Genomic DNA, 20,935 nt, shown 5'->3' on the forward strand with positions numbered 1-20,935 from the left:
CAAGTGCTAAGGCGAACCGGGCGCAACCCTCTATCGAGTGCAACATCATGGCTAACAACGACCGCGCGGGAGAGGGGCCCGTCATCATCAAGAAGTACGCCAACCGGCGTCTCTACAATACCCGCTCCTCCAGCTACATCACGCTCGACGATCTCGCCGTGATGGTGCGCGACGAGGTGGATTTCCAGGTGGTCGATGCCAAGACCGGTAACGACATCACCCATTCCATCCTGACCCAGATCATCATGGAGGAAGAGGCCAATGGCGAGCACATGCTGCCCGTCAGCTTCCTGCGCCAGCTGATCGGGATGTACGGCAATTCCATGCAGGCGATGATGCCGCCCTATCTCGAGGCGGCCATGGCGAACTTCCAGTCCAACCAGGACAAGATGCGTGACGCCTTCAAGGCCAACATGGGGCCGGAAATGTTCGCCCGCATGGCGGAAACCAACATGGCGATGTTCCAGGCCGCCGCCGCGGCCTTCATGCCCGGCGCCAAGCCAGCTCCGACGACCGCGACTACCGCGGCGGGCGGGGACGGGTCCGATATCGAAACCCTGCGCGCGCAGATGGAAGAAATGCAGCGCAAGCTCGACAAGCTCGGCGAATAGACTAACGCGCCTGTCCCATGTCCCAGATTCGGCACGCACTCACCACCCGGCGCGAGGACGATTTCGCGGCTTGGTACCAGGAAGTCATCTCCGCCGCCGACATGGCCGAGGAATCGGGCGTGCGCGGCTGCATGGTCATCAAGCCGTGGGGCTTCGGCATCTGGGAACGGATGCAGCGCCTGCTGGACGACCGGATCAAGGCCGCAGGCGTCGAGAACGCCTATTTCCCGCTGTTCATCCCGCTCGCCAATTTCGAACGCGAGGCCGCGCACGTCGAGGGTTTCGCCAAGGAGATGGCGGTCGTCACCCATCATCGCCTGATCGCCGACAACAAGGGCGGGCTTATTCCCGATCCCGAGGCGAAGCTTGAAGAGCCGCTCGTGGTGCGCCCCACCAGCGAGACGATCATCGGCGACGCCATGAGCCGCTGGACCCAGAGCTGGCGCGACCTGCCCTTGAAGCTCAACCAGTGGGCCAACGTGGTGCGCTGGGAGATGCGCACGCGGATGTTCCTGCGCACCAGCGAGTTCCTCTGGCAGGAAGGCCACACCGCGCACGAGAACGAGGCCGATGCCAAGGCCGAGACCATGCGCGCGCTGGAAATGTACCGCGCCTTCGCGGAGGAGAACTGCGCCATCCCGGTCGTGGCCGGAGAGAAGCCCGAGAACGAGCGCTTCCCCGGCGCGGTGGAGACATGGTCGATCGAGGCCATGATGCAGGACGGCAAGGCCCTGCAGGCGGGCACCAGCCACTATCTGGGCACCAATTTCGCGCAGGCCGCGAACATCCGGTACCAGGACCGCGAGGGCGGACAGGCGCTGGCGCATACTGTCAGCTGGGGCGTGTCGACCCGCATGGTCGGCGGTCTCATCATGACGCATGGCGACGACGACGGGCTGCGCGTGCCGCCCGCGCTGGCGCCGCAGCAGGTCGTCATCCTGCCGATGCTGCGCGACAAGCCCGAAGATTCTGAGATTATCGCCTGGTGCGAGGACTTGCGCGCCGGACTGGCCGCGCATCACGTGCTGGGCGAGCCGCTGCGCGTTCTGCTCGACACCAAGCCGGGCAAGGCCGCCGCCAAGCGCTGGGACTGGGTGCGCAAGGGCGCGCCCGTCATCATCGAGGTGGGACCGCGCGACATGGAGAACGGCGTCGTCAGCCTGCTGCGCCGCGACGCGCTGTGGGACGAAGCAAGCGGCAAACCTGCCTTCCAGTCGCCCGCCCGCGACGAGGCACTGACACGTGTGCCCGCCATCCTCGCCGAAATGCAGACTGGCCTGCTCGCCGAGGCGCGCGCCCGGCGTGATGCGAACATTGTTCGCGGCATTACCGACATGGACGCGCTCGCGGCGTTTTTCGGCGGCGAGGCGAAATATCCGGGCTGGGTCGAGGTCCAATGGTCGAAGCCGACCGGCGGCGCGCTCGACAAGGTGGTCGAGCAGCTCAAGACGCACCGGCTCACGCTGCGCAATGTGCCGCTGGATGCCGCTCCGGCGGACGGCACCTGCGTGTTCACCGGCGAACCGGCGGTGGAACGGGTCCTGGTCGCGCGCGCATACTAGCGCGGGTCGTTTAGAGGGGGATTTCGAAATGTTGACTGCCATCAAGTATTGCCTGGGCAACCTGGCCAACTTCGCCGGGCGCGACGCGCGCCCCACGTTCTGGTGGTACCTGCTCTTCCTCCTAATCGTGCAATTCGTCGCCGGGCTGCTGATCTCGATCCCGCTGGTCGTCGATTCGGCCACCACCGCCTACGATGCAGCGCAATCGGGCGCGGACCAGGCTCAGATGCAGAGCCAGCTCATGGCGCAGATGGGCGAGAACCTTGCCTCGACCATCTGGCTGTCGCTGGCGGTCAGCGCGGTGACGACGCTGATGCTACTCGCGGCTTTCGTGCGCCGCCTGCACGACGGCGGCTTCACCGGGTGGATTGCCGCGATCCCACTGGCGACGCAGGCCATCGCGATGGTCGTCGCGGTACGCTCCGTCGATGTCATCCGCGAAGCTTTCGCGCAGGGCAGCGGCACGCCCGCCAACATCGAAGCGATGCAGGCGCAGGTCCAGCAGGACCCGCTGAATTACGTTGCGTGGATCGGTTATCTCGTGGTGATCGTCTTCGGCGTGTGGAAATCGCAGCCCGGAGCGAACCGATACGGCGCGGAGCCCGCGCTTCTCGGCTGAGACTTGCCAAGCGCATGACTTTGCGCGCAAAGTCGGCCCCATGCGTTTATCCGTTTTGCTGGCGGCCTGTTCCGCCCTCGTCGCCATCCCCGCCACCGCGCAGGACGACCCCGCCGCGCCCGTCTCGGCAGAACGGCTGCGCGCCGATGTCGAGCGGATGGTCGCCTTCGGCACCCGCCACACGCTCTCGGGCTACGACGACCCGGTGCGCGGAATCGGCGCGGCGCTCGACTGGGGCAAGGCCGAATTCGACGAGGCCAGCGCCGCCTGCGGGGGATGCCTCGAGACGCAACTCATCGAGACGATGGCGAGCGGTCGCCGCATCCCCGAACCCGTGCTGATCCGCGATGCCATCGCCATCCAGCGCGGCACCGAGCGCCCCAACGAGGTCGTCATCATCCAGGGCCACATCGACAGCCGCGGCTCCGACGTCATGGACGCCGCGGTCGAGGCGCCCGGTGCCAACGACAACGCCAGCGGCAGCGCGCTGGTGCTGGAGGCGGCGCGCTCCCTCAGCCGCCGCAGCTATCCCACCACCATCGTCTATGCCCTTCTCGCCGGCGAGGAACAGGGTCTCTACGGCGGGCAACTGCTGGCCGACTACGCGAGGGAACAGGGCTGGACGGTCAAGGCCGTGCTCAACAACGACATCGTGGGCGGCAGCTGCGGCAGCGACGGCGTGTGCGACGACGATCACCTGCGGGTGTTTTCCGATGGCACGCGGGTCGATGCGACCGACGAGATGCGCGCCGCCATGCGCAGCCGCGGCGGCGGCAACGACAGTCCGAGCCGCAATCTCTCGCGCTGGCTGGACCGGCTGGCCGAAGGGCATCCGGACGGGCTCGACGTGCGTCAGACCTGGCGCAGCGACCGCATGGGCCGCGGCGGGGACCACCTGCCCTTCCTCGACCACGGTTTCCCGGCCATCCGCATGTCCGTCGCCATCGAGGATTACGAGCACCAGCACCAGGACCTGCGGGTGGAGGATGGCGTCACCTACGGCGACACGGTCGACGAGATGGATTTCGACTATCTCGCGCAGGCGACTCGCTTCAACGTCCGCGCCGCCGACCGCCTCGCCCGCGCACCGATGCCGCCGTCGGTGACCGCCGATGCCGCGCTGAGGGTCGATACACTGCTCGAATGGCAGGGTGTCGAGGGGGCGACGAACTACGTCATCGTCAAGCGGCGCACCGACGCGAGCAACTGGGAAGAGGACGATGCCGTGATCATGTCGTTCGAGACACCCGTCGGCGATCCGACCCCGATGACCGAACGTGCAATCCATTACACGGCGCCGTTCCGCGGGGACGACTGGATCTTCGGAGTCGCATCGTGCGCGAACGATGTGTGCAGCCCCGTCGCCAGCGCCGTGCCGGGCGGGGCGTTCTATCCGCTGCCGGTCGACACGGCAGAGTAAGCGCCCATATAGCGGGCCATGAACCAGAAACAGAACAAGTCGAAATTCCAGGGACTGCCGAGCAAGGACCAGATCGTCGCCTTCGTTACCAGCGCCGAGGGGCAGGTCGGCAAGCGCGAGATCGGCAAGCATTTCCGTCTCAAGGGGCAGGAGAAGATCGCCCTGAAGGCGCTGCTCAAGGACATGGCCGAGGAAGGCCTGATTGACGGGCGCAAGAGCGCCTATCACCGCATGGGCGGCGTGCCCAAGGTGACGGTGCTGAAGATTGTCGAGATCGACGAGGGCGAGCCCATCGCCGTTCCCGAGAGCTGGAACCCCGACGACGGCGGGGCTCCGCCGCGCCTGCGGGTGATCGAGAAGAAGAAGCAGGCGGCACTACGCAAGGGCGACCGCATCCTTGCCCGAACCGAAGAAGCCGGGCGCGGCTGGATCGCGCATCCGATGAAGAAGCTGCCGGACGCCGAGGGTGCGATGCTCGGCGTGCTGGAGATCGACGCGGGCGGGCAGGCCTGGCTTGCGCCGGTCGACAAGAAGATCCGCAACTCCGTGAAGGTCAGCGACCGGGGCGAGGCCGACAAGGGCCAGCTGGTGCTCGCCGAACCGGCCGGGCGCGGGCGCAACGCCGGCGTCAAGGTGGTCGAAGTGCTCGGCGATCCGCTTGCGCCGCGCAGCTACTCGCTCATCGCCATCCACAAGTACGGAATCCCGCACACGTTTCCGAACGAGGTGCTGGACGAGGCCAAGCTCGCCGCCAAGCTGCCGCTCAGCGAGGACCGGCGCGAGGATCTGCGCGGCCTGCCGATCGTCGCCATCGATCCCGCCGACGCGCGCGATCACGACGATGCGATCTGGGCCGAGCCCGACGGCAAGGGCGGCTTCAAGGCCGTGGTCGCCATCGCCGACGTCAGCTTCTACGTCCGGCCCGGCAGCAAGCTCGACCGCGAGGCGCGGAAGCGCGGCAACTCGGTCTACTTCCCCGACCGCGTCGTGCCCATGCTGCCCGAGGTGCTTTCGGCCGACGTCTGCTCGCTGAAATCCGGCGAGGACCGCGCGGCCATGGCCTGCCACCTGCATATCGACGCTGAGGGCAGGGTGACAGACTGGCGCTTCACCCGCGCGCTCGTCCGCATCCACGAGGTCATCGCATACGAGGACGCGCAGGCGCGCATCGACGCGGGCGAGGCGGGGGAGAACCTCATCAACCTGTGGGCCGCGTGGAAGCTGCTGGGCGATGCGCGCAATGCCCGCGACCCGCTCGACCTCGACCTGCCCGAACGCCGTGTCGTGCTCGACGAAAAGGGCCGCATCGCCGAGATCGCAGTGCGCGAACGGCTCGACGCGCACCGCGTGGTCGAAGACTTCATGATCGCCGCGAACGTCGCCGCCGCCAAGGCGCTGGAAAGCAAGGCGCAGCCGGTCGTCTACCGCATTCACGAGCCGCCCACGCGCGAGAAGCTGATCGCGCTGCGCGAATATTTCGACAGCATCGGCAAGAAGCTGGCGCTCGGCCAGGTCATCACGCCGGGCCTGTTCAACCGGATGATGAAGGATATCGCCGATCCGGGCGAAAAGGCGCTGGTGATGGAGGCCGTGCTGCGCAGCCAGACGCAGGCTTACTACGGGCCGAAGAACGCCGGGCACTTCGGCCTGTCGCTCGGCAGCTACGCGCACTTCACCTCGCCCATCCGCCGCTATTCGGATCTCCTCGTCCACCGCGCGCTGGTCGACGGTTTCGGTCTTGAGCAACCCGCGCCAAAGGGGCCGATCCCGGACCACAGCGGCCTGTCGGACCGCGACCGCGAGGCGATGGAGAAGATTACCGAGGCCATCAGCCAGACCGAGCGCCGGGCGATGGAGGCCGAGCGCGATACCATCGACCGCTACGTAGCCGCATGGCTATCCGCGCGGGTGGGTGAGGTTTTCCGCACCCGCATCACCGGCGTGCAGAAATTCGGCTTCTTCGCCACCATCGTCGATCTTGGCGGCGACGGGTTGGTTCCGATCAGCACGCTGGGCCGCGAATACTTCCGCCACGACGAGGGCGCGCATACGCTGATCGGCGAGGATACGGGCACGCGATTTGCCGTGGGCGATTTTCTCGAACTGCGGCTGGCCGAGGCCAATCCGCTTACCGGCGCGCTGAAATTCGAGCTGCCCGAGGGCGGCGGATCGCAGCGCGTGGAGCCGCGCGGCAAACGTCCCGACAAAAAGCCGCGCCGCGATGGCCGTAAGGATGCGAAGGGCAAGCACCAGGTCGGCCAGCGCGGCCGGCCGGGCAATATCCGTCATCAGGGTCGGGGGAAGAAGAAATGAGGCAGTAGAGATGTGGCAATAAGCCTACTGCCTACTGCCTACTGCCTACTGCCTACTGCCTACTGCCTACTGCCTCAGCTAAGCCGGTCGATCTCCTCGGTCCCCAGCGAACCCGGGATCACGAACAGCGGGCAGGTCAGGGCGCTGACGTGGGTAGAGAAGTGCGTCACCAAGGGCCCGGGTATACCGTCCGCCGCGGCGCCCAGCACCAGTGCGGCGACCTCGGGATGCTCGGCGAGGTATTCGGCGATCACCGTCTTGCCGTCGCCCACGCGCACCGCGATCTGGGGCATCTTGCCGCTTTCGAAGGCAAGCTCGCCCGCCGCGCTGTTCGCCAGCACCTCGGCCCGGCCGCGTGCCTCGTCCTCGATCGTCTCCTGCACCGCGCCGAACGCATTGAACGACTGGCGCGGCACCAGCGCGAGGATGTGGACCATGCCGCCGGTCTTGGCGGCGCGGCGCGAGGCGAAGCGCAGGGCGGTACGTGCCTCCTCCGTTTCGTCCACGATGACCAGGTAAACGCGCATCCCCGCCTCCTCCAAGCAGGGGCAGAGTATCGGGCGAATGGCGTGCGGGCGCAAGACACCTTGCCCCGCCGTGTCAAATTGGGCAGGGATTGCGGCCACGACCTGTCGCCCGAAACGGAGCCCAATCAGCCCATGCCGATCGCCATCAAGATGCCCGCCCTCTCGCCCACGATGGAGGAGGGGACGCTGTCCAAATGGCTGGTCAAGGTGGGCGACAAGGTCAGTTCCGGCGATATCATGGCCGAGATCGAGACCGATAAGGCGACGATGGAATTCGAGGCCGTGGACGAGGGCACCATCGCCCATATCCAGGTCGAGGAGGGCACCGAGGGCGTCAAGGTCGGCACGGTCATCGCCACGCTGGCCGAGGAAGGCGAGGACGTCGGCAGCGTGGAGGCCGCAGGTGGCACTTCGCCCGCGCCCGCCGCCAAGCCGGTCGAAGAAGCGCGCAAGGAAGAGGTCGCGGGCGAGGCCAAGCGCACCGAGGAGGCATCGCCTGCTTCCGTCCCGACGCCCGCGCCTGCGGCGTCCGGCGATCGCATCGTCGCCTCCCCGCTTGCCAAGCGGATCGCGCAGCAGAAGGGCGTCGATCTCTCCAGCATCAAGGGCTCCGGCCCCAATGGCCGCATCGTGAAGGCCGACGTGGAGGGTGCGCAGTCCGGCGCCGCCGCCGCGCCGCAGCAGGCACCCGCCGATGCCGGCCCGGTCGAGCGCGAGATGGCGCCGTCCGTCCCTGTCAAACCCGCCGAGGCGCAGGACTTCGGCATCCCGCACGAAGTCGAGAAGCTCTCGACCATGCGCAAGGTCATTGCCCGCCGCCTGACCGAGAGCAAGCAGAGCGTGCCCCACATTTACCTGACGGTGGACGTCCGCCTCGATGCGCTGCTCAAGCTGCGCGGCGAACTGAACGCGGCGCTGGAGCCGCAGGGCGTGAAGCTGAGCGTCAACGACATGCTGATCAAGGCGCTCGCCAAGTCGCTGGAGCAGGTGCCCGCCTGCAACGTGCAATTCGCCGGCGACACCATGCTGAAGTTCAACCGCGCCGACATCTCCGTGGCGGTGAGCATCCCGGGCGGCCTCATCACCCCCATCGTAAAGGACGCGGGCGGCAAGGCGATGAGCAAGATCTCGACCGAGATGAAGGACCTCGCCGCGCGCGCCAAGGACGGCAAGCTGGCGCCCGAGGAATTCCAAGGCGGTACCGCCAGCCTCTCCAACATGGGCATGTTCGGCATCAAGCAGTTCGAGGCCGTCATCAATCCGCCCCAGGCCATGATCATGGCCATCGGCGCGGGCGAGCAGCGGCCCTACGTGGTCGACGGCGCGCTATCGGTCGCCACCGTCATGAGCGCCACCGGCAGCTTCGACCACCGCGCCATCGACGGCGCGGACGGCGCGCAACTGATGCAGGCGTTCAAGCAACTGGTCGAGGCGCCGCTGGGGCTGGTGGCCTGAGGAGAGCGGCGCCTTGTCCCGCGACCCCGCCATCCGCGTCACCGCCATGCCTGCCGACGCCAATGCCTATGGCGATATCTTCGGCGGGTGGCTGATGAGCCTCATGGATTCCGCCGCCGGGCTCACCGCCTCGCGCCGGGTGAAGGGCAGGGCGGTCACCGTGGCGATGGACGGGATGCAGTTCCACGCGCCCGTCAGCGTGGGTGACGAAGTTTCCGTATATACCGAGATCCAGCGCGTGGGTCGCACCAGCATGACCATCGCGGTGGATGCGTGGCGGCGGCATCGCAACGAAGACGACGCGGTCAAGGTGACCGAGGCGATCTTCACCTTCGTCGCCATCGACGAGAACAAGCACCCGCGCCCAATCGAGCAGGAGTAGCAAGTGGCCGACAGCAATTACGACGTCATCGTTCTAGGCAGCGGACCCGGCGGCTATGTCGCGGCGATCCGCTGCGCGCAGCTCGGCCTCAAGACCGCCATCGTCGAGCGGGAACTGCTGGGGGGCATATGCCTCAACTGGGGCTGCATCCCGACCAAGGCGCTGCTGCGGAGCGCCGAGATCATGCACTACGCCCAGCACGCCAAGGACTACGGCCTCAAGATCGCCGGGACTATCGAGGCCGACCTGGAAGCAGTGGTGAAGCGCAGCCGCGGGGTGGCCAAGCAGCTCAACCAGGGCGTCACGCACCTGATGAAGAAGAACAAGATCGCCGTGCACATGGGCGAGGGCACGCTGACCGGGCCCACCAGCTTGACGGTCAAGGGCGGCGCTTCCGGTTCTGGGGCAGAGGAGAAGCTCACCGCCAAACACGTCATCGTCGCCACCGGCGCCCGCGCGCGCGACCTGCCCTTCGCCAAGGCCGACGGGGAGCGGGTCTGGACCTATCGCCATGCTATGACGCCGAAGGAAATGCCGACGAAGCTGCTGGTGATCGGCAGCGGCGCCATCGGCATTGAATTCGCCAGCTTCTATAACGACATGGGCTGCGATGTTACCGTGGTCGAGATGCTCGATCGCATCGTGCCTGTTGAGGACAAGGACGTCTCCGCCTTCCTCGAGAAGAGCCTGACTAAGCAGGGCATGACCATCATGACCGGCGCGGGCGTCGAGGCGCTGGCCGTCTCCGGCAGTGGCGTAAAGGCGAAGATCAAGGACAAGGCGGGCAAGGTCGCCGAGACCGAATTTTCCCACTGCATCGTCGCCGTTGGGATCGTGCCCAACACGGAAAACATCGGCGTCGAGAAGCTCGCCGAGATGGACCGAGGCTTCATCCAGATCGACCCCTACGGCCGCACCAAGTCGAAGGGCCTCTGGGCCATCGGCGACTGCACGCCGGGGCCATGGCTCGCGCACAAGGCGAGCCACGAAGGCGTCACCGCCGCCGAGGCTATTGCGAAGGAGCTGGGCAACAAGGAGGTCCACCCGCATCCGCTCGACCGCTCAAACATCCCCGGCTGCACCTATTGCCACCCGCAGATCGCCAGCGTCGGCCTGACCGAGGCCAAGGCCAAGGAAGCGGGCCACGAGGTCAAGGCCGGCACCTTCCCCTTCATCGGCAACGGCAAGGCCATCGCCCTGGGCGAGGCGGAGGGCTTTGTGAAGACCGTGTTCGATGCGAAGACCGGCGAACTGTTGGGCGCGCACATGGTCGGCGCGGAGGTGACCGAGATGATCCAGGGCTACGTCATCGGCAAGACGCTGGAGACGACCGAGGCGGAACTGATGAACACCGTCTTCCCGCACCCGACCATCAGCGAATCCATGCACGAAAGCGTGCTCGGCGCCTACGGCCGGGCACTGCATATCTGATCGCGTGGAAGGGCAGGGCACCCACTCCTACATCCCCGATCCGCGTAACGCGGAGGTACTGATCGACGTCAACGGCGAGCATTTGCCGCGCGACGAGGCAAAGGTCAGCGTGTTCGACAGCGGGTTCATGCTGGGCGACGGGGTGTGGGAGGGGCTGCGGCTGCATGGTGGCAGGCTGGCTTTCCTCGATCGCCACCTCGACCGGCTGTGGCGCGGGGCCAAGGCCATCGCGATGGACATCGGCATCAGCCGCGAGGAGATGGTGCGCCGCCTCTACGCCGTGCTCGATGCCAACGGCATGACGGATAGCGGCGCGCACCTCAGGCTGATGGTGACGCGCGGCGTGCGCTCCACGCCCTACCAGGATCCGCGCGTGGTGGTGACGCCCGCCACGATCGTCATCATTCCCGAATGGAAGCAACCCGCGCCCGAGACGGCGACGCGGATGCTGCGCCTGTTCACCGTCCACGTCCGCCGCGGTTACCCGGACGTGCAGGACCCGATGTTGAACTCGCACAGCAAATTGAACTGTATCACCGCTTGCATCCAGGCGAGCGAGGCGGGGGCTGACGAGGCACTGATGCTCGATCCGCATGGCTTCGTCGCCACCTGCAACTCCACGCATTTCTTCATCGTCCGCGATGGCGAGATTTGGACCAGCAGCGGCGACTACTGCCTCGACGGCATCACCCGCGGCGTCGTTATCGAGGTCGCGCGCGCGGCAGGCATCACCGTGCGCGAACGCAATTTCTCGCTCACCCACGTCTACGGCGCGGACGAGGCGTTCACCACTGGCACATTCGCGGGTGTGGCTCCGGTGGGCAGCGTGGACGGGCGGGTGCTCGGCACCGAGCGCGGCCCGATGGTGGAGCGGTTGCAGCAGCTCTACCTGGCTCGCATCGCCGACGAGGCGAAGGGGCCGCGGCCGTGACGATCCGCATCGCCATGTGGTCGGGTCCGCGCAACCTCTCCACCGCGATGATGCGCAGCTTTTCCGCCCGCGCGGACTGCGAGGTGACGGACGAGCCGTTCTACGGGGCCTACCTGAGGCAAACCGGCGACCCGCAACCGATGGCGGACGCGGTCGTGGCCGCGATGGACTGCGACTGGCAATCGGTCGCCCGGGCCATGCGCGGACCGGCTCCGGGCGGCGCGTCGATCTGGTACCAGAAGCACATGAGCCACCACATGGAAGGCCCGGTCTCGATCGCGGATTTTCCCGATCACCGGCACGCCTTTCTCATTCGCGATCCGGTTCGCGTCGCTGCCAGCTATGCTGGCAAGCGCACGGCCATTCGTCCCGAACATCTCGGCACCGCCCGCCAGCGCGCCTATTTCGAGGCCGAGGCCGACCGGCTCGGCCATGCGCCTCCGGTCATCGACAGCGCCGACGTGCTGGCCGACCCGTCGGGGGTTCTGTCGCGGCTATGCCACGCGCTCGGCATCCCTTGGGATCCAGCCATGCTGCATTGGGCCAAGGGACCGCATCCGCGCGACGGTGTCTGGGGCGCCCATTGGTACGATGCCGTCAATGCCTCGACCAGCTTCGGCCCGCCGCCCCCCGAACCGCCCGTTCTCGTGCCCGAATACGCCGTGGTGGCCGAGGTGTGCCGCGAAGATTACTATGCCTTGAAGCGTCACGCTCTCTGACATCGATTGCGACGAACCGTTTATCGCAAATTGCCGGATATTTCCTCAACTTGCATCGTTTTTGGCAGGAGAGGAAATTGCCGTGGAATTCGAGATCGTGGATCGCCAGCGCGACATGCAACGCCCGCTTGCGCGATGCACTGCCCAGATGGACGAAGCGCCGGCCGCGCGGCATGGCTGTGATGACGGCGAAGAGTTCGTCTGGCAGCAACAGGGCTAAGCGCACGTCCCTTGATGACAGGCGCAGAAATTCCCGCTAGCAGCCGACCAGCTCGGACGGATGGGTGGCAGAGCGGTTGAATGCACCGGTCTTGAAAACCGGCGAGGGTGCAAGCCCTTCGTGGGTTCGAATCCCACCCCATCCGCCAGAAAAGTTTCGGGCATCGGCGATAACTTGCTCTCGTATTCGCGCCAAGTTGCGGGATTATCTTCATCAAATGTCGTGAGTTCCGGGACCACGCCGAAGGCTTTCCGCATGGAGGACGCGTGCTTATGCTACGTCCATCCGGTGGCCTATAGTGCCCAGCGCAGATCCGGCCTCACACTTCGGCCGTAAGCTCGCCCGGCAAGCAAATTTGCAGTCGCCTTAAGCGGACCGGCGAGCGCTTAACGGTTCGGCGCGGGGAACGGGCGCCCGATCGCTCGGTTCATTTCCCATACCCGCGCAAGGACATAGCCACATTAGCATGACATTTCCCGCCATCCGCCGTCTCGCCCTTTCCGCCGCCGCCCTGCTCGCCTGCGCCAGCCCGGCCGCGGCGCAGAACCAGTCATTCGATGCCTACCTGCAGGATGTCGCCCGCCACGCCCGCGCCGAGGGCGTGTCGCAATCGGCCATAAACAGCGTGCTCGGCGGCCTCACGCCCAACCAGCGGGTGATCGAGCTCGACCGCGACAACGTGGGTTCGAGCGGGTCGGGCGCGTCCAACAGCTTTCCCTCGATGGCGAACTACATCGCCCGCCACAACACGCAGGCCCGCATCGACGGCGGCAGGCGTGCACTGGCGAGGATCGGCAGCATGGCGAGCCGGATCGAGCGTGAATACGGCGTGCCCGCGGAAATCGTCGTGGCCATCTGGGGGCACGAGACGAGCTACGGCGCGGTGATGGGCGGGTTCGACCTGCCGCGCAGTTTGGCAACACTGGCCTGGGAAGGCCGTCGCCGCGAGCTGTTCGAGCAGGAGCTGATCGACACCATGAAAATGGTCGACCGCGGCGTGCGGCGCGACCAGCTGGTGGGCAGCTGGGCGGGGGCCTTCGGCAACGGGCAGTTCCTCCCCAGCATCTACCTGCGCCTCGCCGTGGACGGGGACGGCGACGGGGACCGCGACGTGTGGAACTCCGATGCCGACAGCGTCGCCTCGATCGCGAATTATTTCCGCGATGCCGGCTGGCGAAGCGGGCAGCCCTGGGCCGTGCGCGCCTACGTGCCCAACAGCGCCAACCGCGCGGGGCTGGAGAGCAGCATGAATGCCCCGATCTGCCCGCGCGTGCACGATCGCCACAGCCGCTGGCTGACCGTGCGCGAGTGGCGCGAACGCGGCGTGCAGCCGCAGGGCTACCTGCCCGATGACGCCCTTGCCGCGCTGTTCGAGCCCGATGGCCCGGCCGCGCCCGGATACCTGTTAACCCAGAATTATAGGGTCATCCTCGAATATAACTGCTCGAATTACTACGCCATGAGTGTGGGATTGCTTGCAGATGAGATCGCCCGATGACGCCCGTTTCGCTTCGCTTGCCCGAAGCGCGTTAACCCTGCTCACCATTGCCGGGCTTGCCGGGTGCGGCACTCTGGGCGGGCTGACGGGGGATGGCTTGCAGCGCGGCCCGATTGCCGGCGTGGGCGATATTGCGGCTCCGGTGAGCGGCCCGGCAGCCGATTATCCCGTGGTCGTCGGCGAACCCTACGTCGTGAATGGGATCGAGTATGCGCCAAGCGACAGCATGAACGTCGACCAGGTCGGCTATGCCGCCACCGATATCGGCGCGCGCGGTTACTCCGCTGCGCATCACACGCTGCCGCTGCCCAGCTATGCCGAGGTCACCTCGCTTGAGACCGGGCGCACGGTGCTCGTCCGAGTGGAGCGACGCGGGCCGATGGGCACGAACGATGTCATCGGTCTTGCTCCCGGCGCGCTGGCGCAGCTCGGTGCCGGGGAGGGGCATCCCGTGCGCGTGCGCCGCGTGAACCCGCCGGAGGACCAGCGCGCCCTGCTGCGCGACGGGGCCGCCGCACCGCTGCGGATGGATACGCCCGCCTCGCTGCTAACCGTTCTCCAGCGCCGCCTGCCCGAGCGGGGTGCAGCTTCGCTCGCCGCTCGCCGCAGCGCGGTGCCGCAGTCGGGCGATGTCGAGGTGGCAGGGTTCGCATCGCCGACCGAAACGGTGGCCGAAGCCGAGCTTCCCGCTGCCGCCCAAGGTCATCCCAACGTAGCACAATTCGCCGAGGACTTCGCCGAGCCGGTCGAGGCTGCCGAAGATGCGGATTCCGAAGTGGCACCCGTCACGCTGGCCGAAGCCGCGCCCGTGGCCCAAGCAGAGCCCACGCCCACACCCACCGCGGACGGCCGCTTCGTGGTCCAGGCCGCCGCCTTTGCCAGCGAGGACAACGCTCGCCGTGCGGCTGCCGCGCTGGACGGCACTATCACGCAGTCGGGTCGCTTCTACCGCGTGCGCACGGGCCCCTACGCTACCCGTGGAGAAGCCGAGGCCTCGCTCGCCAACGTGCGGCGCGCAGGCTATAGCGACGCGCGAATCCTGACCAGCGGCTGACACGTTCCTATGGCGTCGTCCCCCGCAGGCGTGCGGTGGAGGCGGTGTGAAGTATCTCGTGGCAATGGCACTCGCGGCGGCGGCAGCTGCCGGACTGTCCGCCATGCCCGACGACACGCCCACGCCGGATGCCGCGCCGGCCGCGCAGCAGGACGAGGCGCGCAATCCCCCCGATGCACCCGTTACCGACGACATTCCCGTGATCCTTCTGGTCGATCTCTCGACCGGGCAGGTGCTCTACAGCCGCGAACCCGACCGGCGCTTCGTGCCCGCTTCGGTGACCAAGGTGATGACCGCCTACACGGCGTTCAAGCTGGTCGAAGAGGGCAAGCTGCGCCTTGACCGGCCGTTCCTCTACACGCAGGCCCTGGAGGACGAGTGGTACAATGAAGGGTCGAACATGTTCCTCCTCGCGGGCGAACGGCCGACCATTGCTCAGCTGCTGCTCGGCGTCACCACCGTCTCGGGCAACGATGCCAGCGTGGCGCTCGCCATAGCCGGGGCGGGGTCTCTCGATGCCTGGCTCGCGCTGATGAACGCCAACGCGCAGGAACTGGGCATGGCGGACACGCATTTCGGCTCGCCCAACGGATTTCCCGACGGCGGGCAAACCTATACCACGGCGCACGACTTGGCCCTTCTCGCGGAGGGGCTGACCCAGCGCTATCCCGGCCTTTATCGCCGCTTCTTCGGTCATCGCTTGCTTACCTGGCGCGAGGTGACGCAGGCCAACCACGACCCGGTGACGGGCGTTGTCGAGGGCGGGGACGGGATCAAGACCGGCTACACCAACGAGGCCGGATACACTTTCGTAGGTTCGGCGGAGCGCGAGGGGCGACGGCTGGTGGTGGTCATCGGCGGGGCGCCCAGTGCGAATGTCCGCAACCGCGCCGCGCGCGGGCTGCTCGACTGGGGCTTCGACGGGTTCGATCGGCGCAAGCTGCTGACCGGGGGCTCCATCGTCGGCAATGCCGAGATGCAGGACGGTTCGGCCTCCAGCGTCCCACTGCGCCTGCCGGAGGATTTCGAGGTCGCGGTCCCGCGCGAAGGTGGCGGTCCGCTGGCCTCGGGCGGGGAATGGCGGGTCGAGATCGTCTATCGCGGGCCGATCGAGGCACCCGTCTCGCGCGATGCAGAGATTGCCCGCCTGCGCTTCACGATGGATGGTCGCACGGTAATGGAAAGCCCGCTGCTCGCCGACCAGTCCGTGGCCAAGGCTGGCCCTGCCCGGCGGGTCTTCAACGCGCTCGGGCAATGGGTACGATGAGGAGCGGGCGCTTCATCAGCCTCGAGGGCGGGGAGGGCGTGGGCAAGTCGACGCAGGCTGCCATGCTCGCCGATGCCCTGCGCGGGCGCGGCCTAGGTGTGTTGCAAACGCGCGAGCCGGGCGGAACGCCGGGCGCCGAGGCGATCCGCGCCCTGCTGCTCGACAAGCAGTACGACTGGGATGCCAGCGCCGAGGCATTGCTGTTCGCCGCCGCTCGTTCCGACCATGTCGTTCACGCCATCCGTCCGGCGCTGGAGCGCGGCGACTGGGTGGTGTGCGACCGCTTCGTGGACAGCTCGCGCGCCTATCAGGCAGGCGGAGACGATCTCTCCGACGATGCCATCCTCTCGCTCCACACCATCGGCTCCTATGCACTGATGCCCGATGTCACTTTCCTGTTGCAGGCCGACGGAGCCGCCGTGGCCGAGCGTCTGGCCGCGCGCGACAGCGACGGGGCGGATCGCATCGGGGCCAGGTCCGCAGCCTATCACGCCCGCGTCGCCCAGCGGTTTCGCGATCTCGCGGCGATGGACCCGGAACGCTTCGTCCTCGTCGATGCTTCGGGCAGCCCGCACGATGTGCACCTGCGCATCATGCGCGCGATGGCGCCGCTGCTGGGCGAGGGCGGGTGAGCTACATCGGGCACGAGGATGCGTGGCAGGCCTGGCGCCGCGCGCTCGGCGGCGAGCGGATGCATCACGCCTGGATCCTCTCGGGCAGGCGCGGTGTGGGGAAGAGCGCCTTTGCCATGGCCGCCGCGCGCGAACTGGTGGGCGAACCCGGCGTACCGCAGCCCGCCGATCACCCCGACATCCTCTATCTCTCGCACCCCGCCAAGAACGACCAGGAAGCCAGGAAGCAGGCCGAAGGCAAGCCCTTCGAGCTGGCGCGCAATATCAAGATCGAGCAGATCCGCCGCCTCCAGCAGCGCCTGACCACGCGGCCGACGCTGGGCGCCCGGCGCGCGGTCATCATCGATCCGGCCGACGACATGGAAACGCCGACGGCCAACGCTCTGCTCAAAAGCCTCGAGGAACCCCCGCAGGGCACCTATTTCCTCCTGATCGCCCACCGCATCGGTCGCCTGTTGCCGACAATCCGTTCGCGCTGCCGCGTGCTCGCCTTCCCGCGCGTGCCCGATACGGAGATGGAAGCCGTGCTGGCGCGCGAAGCGCCTGCCGCCAGTGCGGAGATGCGCGCCGCCGCCATCGCCGCGGCCAGCGGTTCGCCCGGGGCGGCAATCGATTTCGTCCAGCTGGACCTCGGCAAGATCCACGCCTTGATGCGCCAGATCGCAGGCGAGGGCGATCCCGACTTCGCCCTGCGCGGCAGGCTGGCGGCTGCAATGGGCACGCGGCCCGACAGGAAAAGACAGCTCGCCGCGATCGAGCTCGCCCGCTCAGTGGTGGCCGCGCGGATGCCGTCCGTCGCCCCGCGCGACATTCCCGCCATGACCGGCATCCACGCCGACCTCGTCCGCCTCGCCGCGCAGGCGCCGACGGCAAATTTCGACGCGGGGCTGCTCGTGATGGAAATCGGCACCTTGCTCGCCGGACTGGCGCCCTCTAGGGCTCCGGCAAATGGCTGACCCCTTCTATCTCACCACCGCGATCCACTATCCCAATGGCAAGCCGCACATCGGCCACGCCTACGAGACCATAGCCGCCGACGTGCTTGCCCGCTTCCACCGGCAGGGCGGGCGCGAGGTGCGGTTCCAGACCGGCACCGACGAGCACGGGCTGAAGATGGCGCAAAAGGCGCGCGACCTCGGCGTGACCCCGCGCGAGCTGGCGGACGAAATGTCCGGCTATTTCCGCGACCTGTTCGCCAAGCTTGATATCTCGCACGACCGCTTCTTCCGCACCAGCGAAGCTGAGCATCACCGCGCCAGCCAGGCGCTATGGCGAGCGATGGAGGCGAATGGCGATCTCTATCTCGACCGCTACGAAGGCTGGTACTCGATCCGCGACGAAGCCTATTACGACGAGAGCGAGCTGGTGGACGGGGAAGGGGGCGACAAGCTGTCCCCGCAGGGCACGCCGGTCGAGTGGACCGTGGAGGAGAGCTGGTTCTTCCGCCTGTCGAAATACCAGCAGCCGCTGCTGGACCTCTACCGCGAGCGGCCCGACTTCATCCGTCCCGAAAGCCGCCGCAACGAGGTCCTGCGCTTCGTGGAAGGCGGCCTGCGCGACCTCTCGGTCAGCCGCACCAGCTTCGACTGGGGTGTAAAAGTGCCGGGGCACGACGACCACGTCATGTACGTATGGGTCGATGCGCTCACCAATTACCTGACCGGCCTCGGCTTTCCCGACGATACCGAGGAAATGGCCAGGTTCTGGCCGGCGGACCTTCACCTGATCGGCAAGGACATCGTGCGTTTTCACGCCGTGTACTGGCCCGCCTTCCTGATGAGCGCCGGGATCGCGCTACCCAAACAGGTCTTCGGCCACGGCTTCCTGCTCAATCGCGGCCAGAAGGAAAGCAAGAGCCTGGGCAATACGACCGACCCGGGCGAGCTGGCCGACCTCTATGGCGTCGACGTGTTGCGCTACTTCCTGCTGCGCGAATTCAGTTTCGGACAGGACGGCAGCTATTCCCATGAAGCCATTGTTTCGCGGTCGAATTCCGAACTGGCCAACAGCTTCGGCAACCTGGCCCAGCGCACCTTGTCGCTCATCTTCAAGAACTGCGACGGCGTGCTGCCTTCTGTGCATGAGCGCACGGCCGAGGACGACGCCCTGCTCGCCCATGTCAGCCGTGTCGTCGGCAAGGAAATGCCCGTCGCCTACGCCGACCTCGCCTTTGCGCAGGCGCTGGAGGCGTGGATGGGCGCCGTGTTCGCGTGCAACGCCTATATCGACGCGCAGGCACCATGGGCGCTCAAGAAGACCGACTTTAAGCGGATGGAGACGGTGCTGGCGACGCTTTATGCTGCGATCGCGCAGCTGGCGGTAGCGGTCGTGCCGGTCATGCCCGGATCGATGGACAGGTTGCTCGGGGCAATGGGCGTAGACGCGCACCAGCGCGATCCCGCCGCCATCCTCGAAGAATGGTACGCGGCGCTCGCTGGAGGGGATTTCCGTCTCGCCAAGCCGGAAGGCCTGTTCCCCCGCCTAGAAGCTCCGGCGCAAGAGCCGGCATGATGCTCGTCGACAGCCATTGTCACCTCAATTACGAGGGCCTGGCAGAACGGCAGGACGAGGTTCTCGCCAATGCCCGCGCCGCCGGGGTGGAAGGTTTCCTCAACATCTCGACGCGCGAAAGCGAATGGCGCGACGTGGTCGCCACCGCGGAGCGAGAGCCCGACGTCTGGGCCACCGTCGGCATCCACCCGCACGAGGCGGACAAGCACTCCGACCTCGGGCGCGAGGTCTTGCGCCGGGCAACCGATCACCCGCGCGTCGTCGGCATCGGCGAGAGCGGCCTCGATTTCTACTACGACAAGTCCGACCGCGATGTGCAGCGCGACCTGTTCCGGATGCAAATCGGCGTGGCGCGCGAGACCGGTCTGCCGCTCGTCATCCACACCCGCGATGCCGACGAGGACACAGCGGCGATCCTCGAGGATGAGATGGGGAAGGGCGCATTCCCCGCACTGATCCATTGCTTCACCGCTTCGCCTGACTTCGGGCGGCGCGTGCTGGCGTTGGGGCTGACAATCTCGATTTCCGGTATAGTCACGTTCAAGAATGCCGTGGAACTGCAGCAATTTGTGGCAGAAATTCCCGCCGACCGCCTGCTGGTCGAAACCGACAGTCCGTTTCTTGCTCCCGTCCCGCACCGCGGCAAGACCTGCGAGCCCGCTTTCGTCCGTAACACCGCACAATTCGTCGCGGACCTGCGCGGCGTGAGCATCGAGACGCTTGCCGAGACGACCACCGACAATTTCTTCCGCCTCTTCTCCAAGACGCGGACGGCCGGGGCGCGCGCCTCGTGAAGCTGATCGTGCTCGGTTGCGGCACCTCCACCGGGGTTCCGCGCATCGGCAACGACTGGGGCGAATGCGACCCCGCCAATCCGAAAAACCGGCGCACGCGCGTTTCGATCGTTGTCGAGAGCGAGGCGCGAAACAGGCTGCTCGTCGATACCTCGCCGGACTTGCGCCAACAGTTGCTCGCCAACGACATCGGGCGCATCGACGGGGTGTTCTGGACGCACGACCACGCCGACCATTGTCACGGGATCGACGATCTCAGGCCGCTGCGGTTCGGACGCACCACAGGCATCCCGGGATTTGCCTCGCAGGCGACCGGGGACAGCCTGAAACGGCGATTTTCGTACGTTTTCACTGGGCAGAACGGCTATCCCAACATCGTCGATCTCAATCGGCTCGACACGCTTCGCATCCATGCGGGCTTCGGCGTGGACTCGCTGGAAATGCCGCACGGGCCCATTTGCTCGACCGGATACCGCTTCGAGGCCGACGGCAAATCAATCGGTTACGCGACGGACTTTTGTGAGCTTAGCAACGAGATGATCACCTTCTTCGAGGGCGTCGATATCCTCGTGACGGATTGTCTGCGCCGCGAACCGCATCCGACACATGCGAGCCTGGCAATGGCGCTCGAATTCGCCGAACGGACGCGCGCGCGTACGACGGTGCTGTCGCATCTCGACAAGAGCATGGACTACGCGGAGCTGGCCGGCGAAGTGCCGAAGGGTGTGCTGGTAGGCTACGACGGGATGGAATTGGTCGCGTGAACGGCTTCGGAGGTGAAGGCGCGTGGCTGTCTATCGTGGCGTTGCTGGCATGGGCCGTGTTGGCGATAAGCGCATATCGGTCGTACCGTGTCGACACGGCGAAAACGCTGCGCATGGCGCTGACCTGGGCTGCGATTTTCGCTGGAGTGGCCATACTGTTCGGAATGATCGTATGAGTGGCGCTGAAGGGGAAAGCGCTCCACCTGCGCGAACCGGAGTTTTACA

21 protein-coding genes and 1 tRNA gene are annotated in these 20,935 nt (G+C 66.7%); 21 read left to right on the forward strand and 1 reads right to left on the reverse strand.

What is annotated here, in order from left to right; all coding sequences use genetic code 11:
* Positions 1-47: 47 nt before the first annotated feature.
* From phaR to rnr, 5 genes are read left to right on the forward strand one after another with little or no spacing between them, the layout of a single operon-like run.
* Positions 48-611, forward strand: a complete 564-nt coding sequence (phaR, locus tag AAW00_RS03740; RefSeq protein ID WP_047002949.1) for a polyhydroxyalkanoate synthesis repressor PhaR — start codon at positions 48-50, stop codon at positions 609-611.
* 17 nt (positions 612-628) lie between these two features.
* The gene (locus AAW00_RS03745; protein WP_047002950.1) at positions 629-2,173 is read left to right on the forward strand and encodes an aminoacyl--tRNA ligase-related protein; all 1,545 of its coding nucleotides are present in this window, start codon (positions 629-631) and stop codon (positions 2,171-2,173) included.
* A gap of 28 nt (positions 2,174-2,201) precedes the next feature.
* The gene (locus AAW00_RS03750; protein ID WP_047002951.1) at positions 2,202-2,792 is read left to right on the forward strand and encodes a DUF805 domain-containing protein; all 591 of its coding nucleotides are present in this window, start codon (positions 2,202-2,204) and stop codon (positions 2,790-2,792) included.
* 40 nt (positions 2,793-2,832) lie between these two features.
* Positions 2,833-4,212 carry a M28 family peptidase gene (locus tag AAW00_RS03755; protein ID WP_047002952.1) on the forward strand — a complete coding sequence of 460 codons (1,380 nt, stop codon included), beginning with the start codon at positions 2,833-2,835 and terminating at the stop codon, positions 4,210-4,212.
* 18 nt (positions 4,213-4,230) lie between these two features.
* The gene (gene rnr / locus AAW00_RS03760; protein WP_047002953.1) at positions 4,231-6,525 is read left to right on the forward strand and encodes a ribonuclease R; all 2,295 of its coding nucleotides are present in this window, start codon (positions 4,231-4,233) and stop codon (positions 6,523-6,525) included.
* Between the two features lie 74 nt (positions 6,526-6,599).
* Here the strand turns inward: rnr and AAW00_RS03765 are convergent, their stop codons facing one another.
* A complete protein-coding gene (locus AAW00_RS03765; RefSeq protein WP_047002954.1) occupies positions 6,600-7,052 on the reverse strand; it encodes a universal stress protein in 453 nt (150 codons plus the stop codon).
* Between the two features lie 132 nt (positions 7,053-7,184).
* On the opposite strand from AAW00_RS03765, the gene AAW00_RS03770 reads away from it, so the two are divergent.
* From AAW00_RS03770 to AAW00_RS03840, 16 genes are all read left to right on the forward strand, one after another.
* A complete protein-coding gene (locus tag AAW00_RS03770) occupies positions 7,185-8,507 on the forward strand; it encodes a pyruvate dehydrogenase complex dihydrolipoamide acetyltransferase (RefSeq protein WP_047003508.1) in 1,323 nt (440 codons plus the stop codon).
* 46 nt (positions 8,508-8,553) lie between these two features.
* Positions 8,554-8,889, forward strand: coding sequence for an acyl-CoA thioesterase (locus tag AAW00_RS03775; RefSeq protein WP_047002955.1), 336 nt, complete (start codon positions 8,554-8,556; stop codon positions 8,887-8,889).
* A 3-nt stretch (positions 8,890-8,892) separates the two neighbouring features.
* On the forward strand, positions 8,893-10,320 hold the full coding sequence (gene lpdA / locus AAW00_RS03780) for a dihydrolipoyl dehydrogenase (protein ID WP_047002956.1): 1,428 nt from the start codon (positions 8,893-8,895) through the stop codon (positions 10,318-10,320).
* A gap of 4 nt (positions 10,321-10,324) precedes the next feature.
* Positions 10,325-11,251: an aminotransferase class IV gene (locus tag AAW00_RS03785; RefSeq protein WP_047002957.1), complete on the forward strand. Its 927-nt coding sequence runs from the start codon at positions 10,325-10,327 to the stop codon at positions 11,249-11,251.
* A complete protein-coding gene (locus tag AAW00_RS03790; protein WP_156169912.1) occupies positions 11,248-11,970 on the forward strand; it encodes a sulfotransferase-like domain-containing protein in 723 nt (240 codons plus the stop codon). Before AAW00_RS03785 ends, AAW00_RS03790 begins: the two co-directional genes overlap by 4 nt.
* A gap of 82 nt (positions 11,971-12,052) precedes the next feature.
* Complete coding sequence (locus tag AAW00_RS14860; protein WP_156169913.1) at positions 12,053-12,190, forward strand: hypothetical protein; 138 nt, start codon at positions 12,053-12,055, stop codon at positions 12,188-12,190.
* Positions 12,191-12,248: 58 nt separating this feature from the next.
* Positions 12,249-12,338, forward strand: a tRNA-Ser gene (locus AAW00_RS03795).
* Positions 12,339-12,656: 318 nt separating this feature from the next.
* Complete coding sequence (locus AAW00_RS03800) at positions 12,657-13,688, forward strand: lytic murein transglycosylase (protein WP_047002958.1); 1,032 nt, start codon at positions 12,657-12,659, stop codon at positions 13,686-13,688.
* The gene (locus AAW00_RS03805) at positions 13,672-14,742 is read left to right on the forward strand and encodes an SPOR domain-containing protein (protein WP_082124901.1); all 1,071 of its coding nucleotides are present in this window, start codon (positions 13,672-13,674) and stop codon (positions 14,740-14,742) included. Before AAW00_RS03800 ends, AAW00_RS03805 begins: the two co-directional genes overlap by 17 nt.
* A 64-nt stretch (positions 14,743-14,806) precedes the next feature.
* Complete coding sequence (locus tag AAW00_RS03810; protein WP_047002959.1) at positions 14,807-16,009, forward strand: D-alanyl-D-alanine carboxypeptidase family protein; 1,203 nt, start codon at positions 14,807-14,809, stop codon at positions 16,007-16,009.
* On the forward strand, positions 16,006-16,641 hold the full coding sequence (gene tmk / locus AAW00_RS03815; protein ID WP_047003511.1) for a dTMP kinase: 636 nt from the start codon (positions 16,006-16,008) through the stop codon (positions 16,639-16,641). Before AAW00_RS03810 ends, tmk begins: the two co-directional genes overlap by 4 nt.
* Positions 16,638-17,597 carry a DNA polymerase III subunit delta' gene (locus AAW00_RS03820; RefSeq protein ID WP_047002960.1) on the forward strand — a complete coding sequence of 320 codons (960 nt, stop codon included), beginning with the start codon at positions 16,638-16,640 and terminating at the stop codon, positions 17,595-17,597. Before tmk ends, AAW00_RS03820 begins: the two co-directional genes overlap by 4 nt.
* Entirely contained in the window at positions 17,590-19,152 is a 1,563-nt protein-coding gene (gene metG, locus AAW00_RS03825) for a methionine--tRNA ligase (RefSeq protein WP_047002961.1), read from the forward strand. Before AAW00_RS03820 ends, metG begins: the two co-directional genes overlap by 8 nt.
* Complete coding sequence (locus AAW00_RS03830) at positions 19,152-19,946, forward strand: TatD family hydrolase (protein ID WP_047003512.1); 795 nt, start codon at positions 19,152-19,154, stop codon at positions 19,944-19,946. Before metG ends, AAW00_RS03830 begins: the two co-directional genes overlap by 1 nt.
* Positions 19,943-20,710, forward strand: a complete 768-nt coding sequence (locus AAW00_RS03835) for an MBL fold metallo-hydrolase (protein ID WP_047002962.1) — start codon at positions 19,943-19,945, stop codon at positions 20,708-20,710. The genes AAW00_RS03830 and AAW00_RS03835 overlap by 4 nt, the downstream gene beginning before the upstream one ends.
* Positions 20,707-20,886, forward strand: a complete 180-nt coding sequence (locus AAW00_RS03840; protein WP_047002963.1) for a hypothetical protein — start codon at positions 20,707-20,709, stop codon at positions 20,884-20,886. The genes AAW00_RS03835 and AAW00_RS03840 overlap by 4 nt, the downstream gene beginning before the upstream one ends.
* Positions 20,887-20,935 lie beyond the last annotated feature (49 nt).

The sequence above is a fragment of the Aurantiacibacter luteus genome (assembly GCF_001010945.1).
Lineage (GTDB): Bacteria > Pseudomonadota > Alphaproteobacteria > Sphingomonadales > Sphingomonadaceae > Alteraurantiacibacter > Alteraurantiacibacter luteus.